This is a genomic window from Paenibacillus sp. p3-SID867 (genome assembly GCF_025142895.1).
In the GTDB taxonomy this organism is placed as follows: domain Bacteria; phylum Bacillota; class Bacilli; order Paenibacillales; family Paenibacillaceae; genus Paenibacillus_AQ.
Genome location: NZ_JAMBDM010000005.1, coordinates 264,352 through 276,795 on the forward strand (window position 1 = coordinate 264,352; position 12,444 = coordinate 276,795).

The following is a 12,444-nucleotide window of genomic DNA, read 5'->3' on the forward strand; positions in this document are numbered from 1 at the left end:
TTTCGCCTCTGCTTCGCTCTGCCCTACATTTCAAGCTGCCCTGCGTACCAGTCCGCCAGCGCAGCCGCATCCGGTGGCATCTCCGGAGGCTGTACTCCAAGCTGCGATGCCAGCTTGCCCGCCATCCGCACAGACGACGGAGCCATCAATCCTGCCTGCTCCAGCACCTCCTGCCGGTGTACCAGTTCCTTGGCCGTTCCTTGAAATACGACTCGGCCATCTTTAATGACAACGAATTCGTCCGCATAGGCCTCGACTTCCTCTAACCGGTGGGAGACGAGGAGAACCGTCTTGCCCTGGGTCCTCGTTAATCCATGCAGCCGTTCCAGCAAATCCTCGCGACTGGCAGGATCAAGGGAGGCGGTAGGCTCATCCAAAGCCAAAATGTCGGGGTCAGCCGCCAGTACGGCAGCTACGGCCGCTTTTCGCATCTGACCCGAGCTTAACTTGAAGGGACTCTGTGCCAGCAGCTCCTCGTCCAATCCGACGAAGGATGCCGCTCTGCGGACCGCCTCGGCGGCTTCGGCTGGGCTCATCCCGAAATTAAGCGGCCCGAACAGCAAATCCTTCTCCACCGTTTCTTCAAACAGCTGCTGTTCCGGGTATTGAAAAACAAGGCCGACGCGCTGCCGCAGACCGGCAGGGACCTTCTTGCTGTCACCCGGTTCAAGGCGGAAATCCATTATGCGAATCAAGCCCTCATCAGCCCGTATCAATCCGTTCATATGCTGGAGAAGCGTTGATTTTCCCGAACCCGGCGCACCGAGAACGGCAATCATTCTGCCTTCCTCCAGCTCCAGATGAAGGCCGTCGAGTCCAAGAATCGGGCTCATCCCCCGGTCCCGGTAGCGGTAAGAAACCTCTTCGAATGATATGACCATAACGCCTCCAGCACCTCCTTCTCCCTAACCAGCTCGCCGATATCAATTCCCCGCGCTTTGAGCTCCCTGCACAGCTGGAGGGCAAAAGGCACCTTTAGCCTGCAACGCTGGAGCAGCTCTTCCTGCAGCAGCAGCTCCCTTGGACTTCCGTCCGCCGTCACCATTCCGCCATCCAGCACGATCATTCGGTCTGCTTCGGCCATCTCCTCTACATCATGGGTGATGGAGATGATGGTGTATCGGCCTTCGGCATGCATCGTTCGCATGAAATCCAGCAGCTCATGCTTAGCTTTCTCATCCAGCATGGAAGCTGCCTCGTCCAAGACAATGATAGAAGGCTCCATGGCCAGTACGGCAGCAATAGCAGCGCGCTGCTTCTGTCCGCCGGACAGGGTTGCCGGATGCCGGTCTAACAGATGGACAATGTCCAGCCGCTCCGCGTATACCCGAATCCGCCGCAGCATCTCTTCCCGGCTCAAGCACAGATTCTCCAAACCGAACGCAATGTCATCCTCTACGGTCAAGCCGACAAACTGATCATCGGGATTGGCAAACACCATGCCTATACGCCGGCGAATCTCCCCCAGCGTACAGCCGTTCTGTTCTATGCCATCGATAAGGATGCGCCCCCGGCTCATGAGGAGCAAACCGTTTAACAACCGAATCAGCGTAGACTTGCCTGCCCCATTCTTTCCGGCGATGCATACCCACTGCCCATGGGGAATCGTCAGCGAGACGTCCTTGAGCACGTTCGTGCAGCCCTGACCGTAATATACATGCTTGAGCTTTACTGCATGCTCTGACTTATCCATTGTGCCCATGCCTAACGCCTCCTCCCTAGGTTTCCGTATGAAACATGCCAAACGGATCGATACGTCGCAGGGATTCGATCAGATGTTTTGCAGCCCATCCCACAAAGATCCCTGTCACGACACCCGCCCCGAGCAGAAATGGCAGGTAATAATAAATTTTGGTTGTTCCCAATACCAGCGAGGCTGCCGTTAATTGACCAACATTATGAGCGATGCCGCCTGCGATACTCACGCCCGTTAAGCTGAAACTATGGCCCCCGAGCCTAAGCATGACATACATCACCAGATAACTTGCCAGCGCCCCGAACATACTGAATAGGAAGGTCGAGAAGCTTCCGAGTATAAAGGCTGTCAGCAGTGTTTTTAAAACAATAAGCCACAGGGCATCCCTGCCCCCCAGGCAAACTAAACAGGTCAGCACCAAAATATTGCCAAGTCCCAGCTTCGCACCGGGTATCGTGACCGCGAATGGAATCAGGGCCTCCACAATGCCAAGCACCACCGATAAGGAGGCGCAGATGGCAATCACGACCAGCTTGCGGAGAGCATAGGGATCAGGAGACAACGGCATCCGGCTCACTTCCTTCATCTTGATCTCCGGTCACTTCGACGAACACGCGATTAGGCAAACATACGATGGTGTCATGAATGTCGTGAACGTGGCCGAACCCCACGCAGAGCTGATCCGGACAATCCGACTCCACCATCTCGATACCCTCGCGGGAGACCCGCAAGAGGTTATATCCCCGCTCCGTCCGGATTTCTATATCTCGGGGCTCTTCCGTAAGCGCCACCGTATCATAATGCTTTCCATTCACCTCGATCATGGCATAGGTTCCCTCCGCCGCTCCGTCTTCTCCCATAAACTTGGATATTCCAAACCAGGCGACAACCGCAATCAGCACGAGCGCTATTCCAATATCTCCGCGTTTCATCAGCATCTCTCCACTTCGCTTTGCTTATCTTCATTATCAGTGCTGCACCAAGTGCCAGAAATGATTTTTCTCACATTCAGCAAGGTACGGGTCTGATACGCTGGGATCATCGGAAGTCGATTTAGAACAGCACCAGAACTGAAAAGAGGAGGCACTGTCATGTATAGGAAGCTTCTTTCCTACAGCAGCCTGTTGATCATGCTCACCCTGTTGATGACGGGATCGATTGGCTGCACAACCACAGCAGATCAGAAGGTAGCCGCCAGTAACGAGCCGGCAACCGAACGTTACTTTATATTCGATACCATTGTAAGTCTCCGCGTTTACGATGAACGGATGACGTCCCAGCATTTCGATGAGATAGGCGCACTGCTAGAGCGTATCGACCAACGCATGAACCGGAAGCTGGCGGGCAGCGAGATCGATCGGGTCAATCAAGCGGCGGGCCAATCCGAAGTGAGCGTATCCGAGGAAACCTTCAAGGTTGTCCAAACCGCCATCGATTACGCAGCGGCTTCAGGTGGACATTTCGAACCGACCATAGGTCCGCTTGTAGACCTCTGGGGCATTGGCGGTGAACACCCCATTGTGCCGGAAGAGGATGAACTGGATGCTGCCATGAAGCGAATGAACTATAAGGATGTCATTTTAAATCCGGCATCCCATGCCATCCTGCTGAAGAAAGGAGGAATGTCGCTGGATCTGGGGGCCATCGCCAAAGGGTATGCGGCGGACGTCATCGCAGATTATTTGCAGCAGCAGGAGTTTCATTCGGCCATCATCGACCTTGGGGGTAACATCCTTGCCATGGGATCAAAACCGAACGGTTCGCCGTGGAATATCGGCATCCAGGATCCTGGTAAAGATCGCGGGCAATCCCTGGGTACGCTTGAAGTCATCAATAAGACCATCGTGACCTCCGGCGTGTACGAGCGTTTCTTTGAAGCAGAGGGAAAAGTGTATCATCATATCCTGAGCCCTTTCACCGGTTATCCGGTCGACAATGACCTGCTCAGCGTTACCATAGTGACCGACACATCCATGGATGCTGACGCCATGTCGACCTCCGTCTTCTCGCTTGGACTAACGGAAGGGCGGAAACTGGTAGAGAGCCGCGGCGATGCCGAGGCTATTTTCGTCACCACCGATCATCAAATCTATCTCACCTCAGGTCTGACCCAAACATTTAAACTGACCAATGGCGATTACCAGCTTGCCGAATAAACTTATGGAAGGAGAAGATGGTATGAAACAGAATCGTGCTATAAGATCCGATGCATGGGATGGAGGGCTGTTTCCAGCAGGCACTTCCTCCGTCTATTCACAACCGCATCTCGCTCTGATCCGGGAATTGGCCGAGCCTGTCCGTTTGTTTGCAGGTGATTATCTATACCAGGAGAATGATCCTGCAGACCGGCTGTACTTTGTAAATCGTGGAAGCCTGAAGGTATCCAAGCTGCTGGAAGACGGATCGTCGGCCACCTTATCGCTTCACATTCCCGGCGATCTGTTCGGTGAACCCGATCCGTTCGGACGAGCCGTTCATCAATTCGAATCCAAAGCCTTGGAGGATAGTGAAGTCGGAATTGTGCCGCAGGCCGAACTGGATAAAGTCATCCGAACCAACGGTGACTTTGCCGTGGAGTATATGGGCTGGATGGCACTCATGCAGCGCACCGCGCAAAGCAAATTACGCGATCTGCTGCTGCATGGTAAATCCGGCGCCCTGTGCTCTCTGCTCCTGCGGCTGTACAATATGTACGGGACGAGCGGGACAAACAAGGAAACACGAGCCATCATCGGCAAGCGGATTACGAATCTGGAAATGGCGGAGATGATTGGTTCTACCCGTGAAAGCGTTAACCGGATATTGAACGAGCTTAAGGATCTTGGCGTCATTTCTACCGAACGGGGACGCATCGTTCTCAATGATCCCGACTATTTAAGGAATATTTGCCACTGTGAGGACTGTCCCCGAGAGATTTGCCGAATGTAACTGACAAATGAGAAGAAACCTCTCACGAAGAAACGAAAGGCGCATAAGCATCCCTTTTCATCGGAGAGGTTTCATATTTCATGCGTTCATTTCGCGGTTCATTTTTTTCAGCTTCTAGTTTACAAGCATTCTAACAGCTTTTTCAAAAAGCCATGTAGATAGCTGATCAAAAACCTCCTTTTCCCTATCGACCATCTTATACATTTTCTTTCCTCCCCTTAAAACATAGCCCCCTTGATTCATATCCAAAAAATAATCACTCATTTCTCCGTCACGATCACGGTAAAAAATAATGAATGCAAACGTAGGACCTCCATCATTTCTTATGTTTCTGTTGAAAAACGATCGCGGCGATCTCGTATACGAAACGGAATCTAAAATGCTCATTAATTGGTCGAGCTCTTCATTTTTGTCTTCGAATTCGATAAGGTAAGGTGTCATGTTAGCTCCTTTCAGGTAAAGAAAAGAGATCTTTTCTATTTTAGTAGAATGGGCAATGACGCTTTTAGAAGGCAATCGAACAGAATAATAGATAATCACTATAGTAACTGCTAAGAGCACCACTGCCATTGCCATTATGATTTTCTTTACTCTTGGAATAAAATCACTCCTCTCTTTCGTTTCCTCCATTCATTTCATTCATTAATCTAAACGCTTGATCTTATGAGTGGGTTACAAAAGGTACAGGGATATCCCCGGCAACCTGTTCATCCTCCAGCCTCCCGAACCCGTTCCCAATCACTACCAGGTTATCAACTGAGGCTCAGAGGCAACGAGGGCGCCAAATTAGTTGTCCTGAAGGAATCGAGATTATCACATGAAAAATGCGCTAATTCTCGGTGTATTACAACTCCGCTGTGCACGCTATGATGGGATTGGACCAACCGAAATAAGAGAAGCATGAACTTATCGCATGTATAACTGATAGCGTTTCCATTCCAACTATGCATAGAAATGAGGTTTTGCTCCATGAAATATCCATTCCAGAATCCGGATCTTCCGCTGGAAGAACGGGTTAACGATCTTGTATCCCGATTTACCTTGGACGAGAAAATCGAATTAATGTGCCAATACCAGGCGGAAATCCCCCGCCTCGGCGTGCAAAAATATAAACATGGCACCGAAGGCGCTCACGGCGTGGCATGGCTTGGCGAAGCAACCGTGTTCCCGCAAAATACCGGGCTTGCGTGCACCTGGAATCCCGAGCTAATGCGGGAGATCGGATCCGTCATCGCGGAGGAAGCCCGCGTCTATTACCAGCGCGACCGGGCCATCAACGGATTGACCATCTGGGCGCCCACGGTGGATCTGGAACGCGACCCTCGCTGGGGACGCACCGAAGAAGCCTACGGGGAAGACCCGCATCTGACCGGGGAACTCGCCACCGAGCTTGTGAAGGGCATGCAGGGAGACCATCCCTTCTACTATAAAACCGTAGCTACGCTGAAACACTTCTACGGCAATAACAACGAAGTTGACCGCGGCAGCGCCTCGGTAAGCATCGATCCGAGAAACAAGCGTGAGTATTATCTGAAGGCTTTCGAGGCACCGTTCCGGGAAGGGAAAGCCGGTTCCATGATGACCGCGTATAACGGCATCAACGGCACGCCGTGCAACCTGAACCATGAAGTAAACGACATCGTCAAACAGGAATGGGGCATGGACGGATTCGTGGTTGGAGACGCGGGTGACGTTCTGGGCACCGTTATGGACCATCATTATGTCTCTTCCTATGCAGAGGCCGTTGCCGGCTCCGTTAAAGCCGGAATCGACAGCATCACCGACGACCAGGACATCTCCTTCCGCGCGCTCCGTGACGCATTGGAGCAAGGGTTATTGGAAGAGCAGGATCTCGATCATGCCATCCGCAATTCCTTCCGTGTCCGGTTCCGCCTCGGCGAGTTCGATCCGGAAGAACGGAATCCTTACAGCCATGTTCCGGAGTCAAAGCTCTGCGCGTCCGAGCATGCCGAACTATCTCTGCGGGCCGCCCGGGAATCGATCGTGCTGCTGAAAAACGACGGATTGCTGCCCCTTCAGCGCGATCAGTTGAAATCCGCTGCTGTCATCGGGCCCCTGGCTAACGAAGCATTTACGGATTGGTACAGCGGCACGCCTCCATACCGGATTACGCCGCTTCAGGGCGTGCAGGAGAAAATGCAGGACCGCAGCGTCCATTTTCATACGGGATTAGATCAGGTACGTCTTCGTTCTGCTGTTAGTGGTCAATATGTCGCCCTATCTTCGGAAGAGAATGGCCGGCTGCTTGCAAACACGGCTGAATCTACCAATGCAGCGGTGTTCGAGCGGAACGACTGGGGCTGGGGTTCCGTCACACTCCGGCTCGCCAGCAGCGGCAAATTCGTAACCGAAACCGAAACGGGACTGCACGCAACGGCCGACGAAGCTCGTGGCTGGTTCGTAAAAGAGGCTTTCAGCTTTGAGGCGTTACTGGATGGAAGCTTTATGATGAAGAATTGGGAAGGCAAACCGATCCTGCTGGATGAGCATGGACGGCTTGTCGTTGGCGGTACTGAGGATACGGGAACGCCATTTGTCATCGAGACGGTTCAGGACGGCATCGCTGAAGCCGTCGCAGCGGCAGCATCGGCTGAAACCGCCCTGGTATTCGTGGGGAACAGTCCGTTCATTAACGGCAAGGAAACGATCGACCGTCCCGACATTACGCTCCCGCCCGCCCAGCAAGCCTTAATTCAGGCGGTGTACGAAGCTAATCCCAATACGGTGGTTGTCATCGTAGGCGGGTATCCGTTCGCCGTGAACTGGGAACAGGAGCATGTGCCATCCATCCTCTTCACATCTCACGCCGGGCAGGAGCTGGGCCATGCAGTTGCCGACGTTCTGTACGGAGATTACAATCCGGGCGGCCGCTTAAACATGACGTGGTACAAGTCGACCGAACAGCTTCCGGATCTGATGGATTACGACATCATCAAAGGGAAGCGGACCTATCAATATTTCGACGGGGATGTGCTGTACCCGTTCGGTCATGGTCTCAGCTATTCCCGCTTCCATTACAGCGGTCTGTCGCTAAGCCAGCTGAAAATCACGGCTGAAGGCAGCGTAACCGTCACCGTTGCCGTCAAGAATGAGGGCCAGTTGGCTGGGGATGAGGTGGTTCAGCTGTATGTGAAGGCTGGTTCCTCCCGCGTCATCCGTCCTCTCAAATCGTTGAAAGGCTTCCGTCGCATCCATCTGGCCCCGGGCGCTTCGGAAACGGTAAGCTTTGAGCTCAAAGCGGAGGATCTGGCCTTCTGGGATGTCACCCGGGATCGCTATTGCGTTGAAAAGGGAACCTATACGCTCATGGCTGGACCGTCCTCCAGCCAATTGCCGGTCACCGCAGCCCTTCAAGTCGAAGGGGAGACGATCCCACCACGCACGCTGCGCGAGCCTGCTCGAGCGGTGAATTATGACGACTACCAGGGTGTCTTCCTGGATGAATGCCGTGAAGGCGGCGAAAGCATCCGTTTAACCGGTGAAACGGGCTGGATCGCTTTCCATGACGTGGATCTCGGCGACGCTTCGGTAACGTTCCAAGCTAGGGTGAGCGGACATATCAAGGGCGGCGAAATCGTCATTACGACCGGCAGCCCGGATGGTCCTGCAGCTGGAAGCTGCAAGGTTCTGCCGACTGGAGGGCGCCAAGCCTGGACGACAGTCCAGTCCGAATTGACGGGATTAACAGGACGGTCTGACGTCTTCCTCATCATGCAAGGCGAAGTGCAAATCAGCTGGTTCCGCATAGCTTAGCGATAACTCATATCTTAGCGATGACTCATATATAAGTTTGCTTAGTCGCCAGATTCCATTGCGCCTTTCTGTCAGCGTCTTCTAAACTTACCGATGTTCCATAGAACATCTGCCCTTCTTTTTATACTGAGGGCAGATGTTCTTTTTTTGTTAGAATGAAATCAATTAAATCATGAACCGTTACAGAGAAGGACTCAGGCCTTCGTTGCTTAAGAGAGCAAAAAAAGATGAACCCTTTCCTAGAGTCATTTGTTTATTAGACATAACGCGAAGAAAGGAGTGCTTCGGATTGACGGAACGCGAGTTATTCGATTCTTATAACAAGGATGTGTACCGCACCTGCTACTATATGCTGCGGAACGCCCAAGATGCGGAAGACCTCTGCCACGATGTATTCGTCACTGTATTTCGCCAGGATTGGAGAAACGTTGAACATACACGCGCCTGGATCATGCGCATCGCGATGAATCATTGCTTGAACCTGCTTAGAAGGAATCAGACCCAGCGAGACAAGCAAAGCCAGGTCGAGTGGCTCCACGAGCAGACCACGGCATCGGTTAAATCCGTAGACACCATCGTATTGGAAAAAGCAGCGGCGGCGGAATGGGAGAAACTGCTGCGGCAGCTTCCGGACAAGCTGATGGCGGTTGTCACGCTCCGCTATATCGGTGAGCTGTCGTTGGCGGAAATCGCCGAAACGCTGAAGATTCCCGTCGGGACGGTTAAATCAAGGCTTCACAAAGCATTGAAAATCATGCGCAAAAAACTTGAACACCATAACGGCTTCTGGCTGAAGGGAGAGAACCAATTTGGAACGTTTTGAGGACAATTTGAAAAACCAGATGAAAACGGCGAATAACGTGTCTTATCCTGATTTTGACCGGATGTGGAGCAGTATCCAGCACAATGAACTGAAGGTGGCCGGAGGTGAATCGATTCCGCTTCGCCCGCGAAAACGAAAGCGGATTGCAATCATCACCGGGATATCCGTCGCTTTGATGGCAACGCCGGTCTATGCAGCCCTGAACTATGATTGGTCCAATCTTCTGTCTTACAGGGCCGGTATCCAGACTGCATTGGAGCAGGGGCTTGGCCAGACGATTGAGCAATCCGTTACAAAGAATGGCATAACCTTAATAGTTCACACGGCGTTTATCGATGAGAACCGAACGTTCCTGCTCTACAGTCTGGATCCAGGTTCATCACGAGCTGGCGAGCAAGTAGCCTTTGATCATATTGGGCTTAAAGATAAGAAGGGCCATTCCATCGAGGGCCGTTATTCCCATCAGTGGAACGCGGATGCAGGCGTATTCCAGGGGTATTTTGAGACCGATTGGGTGGCTGACGGCCAATCGGCGGATATTGAGTTTGCCATGGGGAATATCCACTTTACCGGCGATGGAATACAGTCCATCAACTACGACCCTAACGATGAAAATACACAGGTATTCCCTATTCAGAAGGATGGCATCGACAGCGTGACCCTGCAATCTTTCGAACAAACCGAAGGAAATGTCCTGATCCAATCGGCCATTACGTTTACGGATCCCGAAATGAATAGCAGAAGCTGGGTACGAATTCAGGCGATCGATGACAAGAAAGAGATGATTAAGGAGGTTAAACCCCCTACTTTTGGAACCCCGGCAGCCTCCGGAGAATACCTGAGCCAGCAAGTATTCAAGTCTGACTCCCTACGTTCTGAGGGTACGAGGTTCCAGCTTGCTTACGATCGCACGCTTGAAACCGCAGAGGGTACTTGGAGCTTAAATATGGCCTTGTCCAAGACGCAAATGGACAACGGCACATTTAAAGAAGCGCTGAATATCCCTGTTGATCAAGTTCCTGGAGGAACAAAAATCCATGAAATGATTGTTACGCCGACCCAAGTAAGGCTGATCCTGACCCATGAAGAAAAGTATACCCGTGTTCCTTACATGAATTATCAACTGGATGTAGGCGGGACGCTGTTGGACGGAGGTATGTGGTATGTTCAGGGGCAACCCAGAACAACGGAGCTGCGCTTTGAAATGGCCGGACTGAATGCGGCCTCCCTGGCGAACCAGCCGGTGTCCCTGATCGCCAAGCACCGCGTTGATGAACATGCCGGAGACAAGAATCCAATCCGCTTGACCGGCATCTCAGCTGAGCATCAAAGCTTAACGTCCAGCATTGCAGGTTATCCGATCACATGGACCTATTACATGAAGGACAATAATCTCTATGTGGAATCCTTCAGCTCCGACCCGACGTTCGGCGGCGTCAACCAAACCTATTATCTTGACGGTGAAGACCGAAATTATGGCATGCCGGCCATGATCGGCCTGCTCGGCGATGACAACAATAAACATATGGACGTGTATGAGAATTTCGACAAGACCGAGCTCAACATTTACGCTTGGAACTATACCACCCATAAACGGGACGATGTCCTGCGCGTTCCGCTTAAGGCCGGAAAATAACATATACGGAATAAACGATAAAAGAAACCCTCTGGATGGACATAAACAGTACCCGGAACGGCGCTTCTGCCAAGAAGCGCCATTCCTTTTTCTGTCTTCCGTTCTCCACCTTTTGAGGGTTTCTTTCTTTTTTCCGTTTGAACATGTCACAATTCTGCACGGCTAACTGTCATATGGGTGAACATCCAAAATCATACGTAAAGGGGAACTGAACATGGAACTGCGAATGAATTACCGATCAGCCAATCCCGAAGCCTTCAAAACCCTGCTTGCCCTGGAGCAAGCGGCCCAAAAAAGCGGACTCGATCACAAGCTGTACGAGATCATTAAGCTCAGGGCATCCCAGATCAACGGCTGCTCCTTCTGCGTGGATATGCATTCCAAGGATCTGCTCTCCATGGGCGAAAGCGTGGACCGCCTCCTCCTGCTGCCCATGTGGCGCGAAGTTCCGATATATTCCGACGAGGAACGGGCCGTCATCGAATTGACAGAGTGCGTCACCAAGCTGTCCGAGGCCGGCGTTCCTGTAGAGGTATACGAACGCGTCCGCAAGCATTTTGACGAGAAACAATTCGTCGATTTGGTCATGGCGATCACAACGATCAATGCCTGGAATCGGATCGGTGTCGCTACAGGGCTGTTCCCGGGCTGTTTTGATTAAATAGCTGCAATTTATCCGGATTCACCACAAGGAAAATCTGGCGGATGCGGGATAAGTCGGGTTCCCACTCTACCGTTAGCACCATGGAGACCCTGCCGTCCCGCTTCAGCAATAAGCCGGGCTCTCCGTTTACGGAAACAGGCTCAAAGCCTTCTCGAAACGAGCCTTTGGCAGACAACCCCTCGAAAAACGCACGTACCCGTTCCACGCCCAGTATCGGATTAATGGCAGCCTTCGCTTTGCCGCCGCCATCCGATAGCAGCGTAACCTCTTCCTTCAAAAAAGACAGCAGCGGCTTAAAATTGCCCATATCGGACGCCCGCAGGAATGCTTCAACGAAGCGTTCCTGCGTTTCCGTCCGGGCGGTTTCTCCATTAGCCCTTTCCGTGGCCTGGCCCATTTTCTGCTTGGCACGGCTGAAGGTTTTGCGGCAGCTGATCTCCGTCTTTCCAAGCATCTCCGCTATGATCGGGTATTCAAGACCCAGCGTATCCTTGGCGATATAAATGGCACGCTCCAGCGGCGTTAACCGCTGAAGCAGCACCAGGTAGGCATAACCAATCGTTTCGCGGCGTTCCGCAGGATCGGACCGCGTCAGCATGTCATAATCCGGCATCGGCTCCGGGAGCCAGGGACCGGTATACGTCTCGCGCTGGCGTCTGGACGATTTCAACAGGTTGATGCAGCGGTTCGTTGTCATTTTGGCCAAATACGCTTTCTCGTTCAGCACTTCTCCCCGATCCATTTGTACAAATTGGGAAAAAACATCCTGTACGATGTCCTCCGCATCCGCTGCACTCCCCAGCATCCGGTAAGCCAGGCCGAACATCATCGGCTTGTATTCGGTATAGATTTGATCCAATAACATCAGACACACCTTCTTACTCTGTATATTTTCGGCATGAAAGCTACACCACTTATAAGAC

General features: G+C 52.3%; 12 protein-coding genes. 6 read left to right on the plus strand and 6 right to left on the minus strand.

The features are described from left to right. Positions 1 to 23: 23 nt before the first annotated feature. Genes M4D81_RS12920 through M4D81_RS12935 form a run of 4 tightly spaced genes read right to left on the minus strand, consistent with a single transcriptional unit; the run spans position 24 to position 2,628 of the window. Positions 24 to 881, minus strand: coding sequence for an ATP-binding cassette domain-containing protein (locus M4D81_RS12920; protein WP_260066729.1), 858 nt, complete (start codon positions 879 to 881; stop codon positions 24 to 26). Further along, a complete protein-coding gene (locus M4D81_RS12925; protein ID WP_260066731.1) occupies positions 830 to 1,702 on the minus strand; it encodes an energy-coupling factor transporter ATPase in 873 nt (290 codons plus the stop codon). Before M4D81_RS12925 ends, M4D81_RS12920 begins: the two co-directional genes overlap by 52 nt. Before the next feature lie 16 nt (positions 1,703 to 1,718). Then, positions 1,719 to 2,264: a Gx transporter family protein gene (locus M4D81_RS12930; protein WP_260066892.1), complete on the minus strand. Its 546-nt coding sequence runs from the start codon at positions 2,262 to 2,264 to the stop codon at positions 1,719 to 1,721. After that, positions 2,248 to 2,628: a NusG domain II-containing protein gene (locus M4D81_RS12935; RefSeq protein WP_260066733.1), complete on the minus strand. Its 381-nt coding sequence runs from the start codon at positions 2,626 to 2,628 to the stop codon at positions 2,248 to 2,250. Before M4D81_RS12935 ends, M4D81_RS12930 begins: the two co-directional genes overlap by 17 nt. Positions 2,629 to 2,787: 159 nt before the next feature. Here M4D81_RS12935 and M4D81_RS12940 point away from each other — a divergent pair, with 159 nt between their 5' ends. Continuing rightward, complete coding sequence (locus M4D81_RS12940; RefSeq protein WP_220686821.1) at positions 2,788 to 3,852, plus strand: FAD:protein FMN transferase; 1,065 nt, start codon at positions 2,788 to 2,790, stop codon at positions 3,850 to 3,852. 22 nt (positions 3,853 to 3,874) lie between these two features. Further along, positions 3,875 to 4,624, plus strand: coding sequence for a Crp/Fnr family transcriptional regulator (locus M4D81_RS12945; RefSeq protein ID WP_220686822.1), 750 nt, complete (start codon positions 3,875 to 3,877; stop codon positions 4,622 to 4,624). A gap of 114 nt (positions 4,625 to 4,738) precedes the next feature. Here M4D81_RS12945 and M4D81_RS12950 read toward each other — a convergent pair whose 3' ends face one another. Next, positions 4,739 to 5,254 (minus strand): hypothetical protein, encoded by a 516-nt coding sequence (locus M4D81_RS12950; RefSeq protein WP_260066737.1) that lies wholly within the window; start codon positions 5,252 to 5,254, stop codon positions 4,739 to 4,741. Positions 5,255 to 5,593: 339 nt separating this feature from the next. Here M4D81_RS12950 and M4D81_RS12955 point away from each other — a divergent pair, with 339 nt between their 5' ends. The 4 genes from M4D81_RS12955 (at position 5,594) to M4D81_RS12970 (ending at position 11,518) form a co-directional block, all read left to right on the plus strand. Beyond that, on the plus strand, positions 5,594 to 8,398 hold the full coding sequence (locus M4D81_RS12955) for a glycoside hydrolase family 3 protein (protein WP_260066739.1): 2,805 nt from the start codon (positions 5,594 to 5,596) through the stop codon (positions 8,396 to 8,398). 289 nt (positions 8,399 to 8,687) lie between these two features. Further along, entirely contained in the window at positions 8,688 to 9,221 is a 534-nt protein-coding gene (locus tag M4D81_RS12960; protein ID WP_194540562.1) for an RNA polymerase sigma factor, read from the plus strand. Next, on the plus strand, positions 9,208 to 10,857 hold the full coding sequence (locus M4D81_RS12965; RefSeq protein WP_260066741.1) for a DUF4179 domain-containing protein: 1,650 nt from the start codon (positions 9,208 to 9,210) through the stop codon (positions 10,855 to 10,857). The genes M4D81_RS12960 and M4D81_RS12965 overlap by 14 nt, the downstream gene beginning before the upstream one ends. 214 nt (positions 10,858 to 11,071) lie before the next feature. Next, entirely contained in the window at positions 11,072 to 11,518 is a 447-nt protein-coding gene (locus M4D81_RS12970; RefSeq protein ID WP_194540560.1) for a carboxymuconolactone decarboxylase family protein, read from the plus strand. Here the strand turns inward: M4D81_RS12970 and M4D81_RS12975 are convergent. Beyond that, positions 11,487 to 12,386 (minus strand): sigma-70 family RNA polymerase sigma factor, encoded by a 900-nt coding sequence (locus M4D81_RS12975; RefSeq protein WP_220686825.1) that lies wholly within the window; start codon positions 12,384 to 12,386, stop codon positions 11,487 to 11,489. The two genes, M4D81_RS12970 and M4D81_RS12975, sit on opposite strands and share 32 nt — an antisense overlap. Positions 12,387 to 12,444 lie beyond the last annotated feature (58 nt).

Bases quoted from the DNA above. Each gene is read 5' to 3' on its own strand.
- M4D81_RS12920 (WP_260066729.1), bottom strand. From the start codon at position 881: ATGGTCATATCATTCGAAGAGGTTTCTTACCGCTACCGGGACCGGGGG.
- M4D81_RS12925 (WP_260066731.1), bottom strand. From the start codon at position 1,702: ATGGGCACAATGGATAAGTCAGAGCATGCAGTAAAGCTCAAGCATGTA.
- M4D81_RS12930 (WP_260066892.1), bottom strand. From the start codon at position 2,264: ATGCCGTTGTCTCCTGATCCCTATGCTCTCCGCAAGCTGGTCGTGATT.
- M4D81_RS12935 (WP_260066733.1), bottom strand. From the start codon at position 2,628: ATGAAACGCGGAGATATTGGAATAGCGCTCGTGCTGATTGCGGTTGTC.
- M4D81_RS12940 (WP_220686821.1), top strand. From the start codon at position 2,788: ATGTATAGGAAGCTTCTTTCCTACAGCAGCCTGTTGATCATGCTCACC.
- M4D81_RS12945 (WP_220686822.1), top strand. From the start codon at position 3,875: ATGAAACAGAATCGTGCTATAAGATCCGATGCATGGGATGGAGGGCTG.
- M4D81_RS12950 (WP_260066737.1), bottom strand. From the start codon at position 5,254: ATGGAGGAAACGAAAGAGAGGAGTGATTTTATTCCAAGAGTAAAGAAA.
- M4D81_RS12955 (WP_260066739.1), top strand. From the start codon at position 5,594: ATGAAATATCCATTCCAGAATCCGGATCTTCCGCTGGAAGAACGGGTT.
- M4D81_RS12970 (WP_194540560.1), top strand. From the start codon at position 11,072: ATGGAACTGCGAATGAATTACCGATCAGCCAATCCCGAAGCCTTCAAA.
- M4D81_RS12975 (WP_220686825.1), bottom strand. From the start codon at position 12,386: ATGTTATTGGATCAAATCTATACCGAATACAAGCCGATGATGTTCGGC.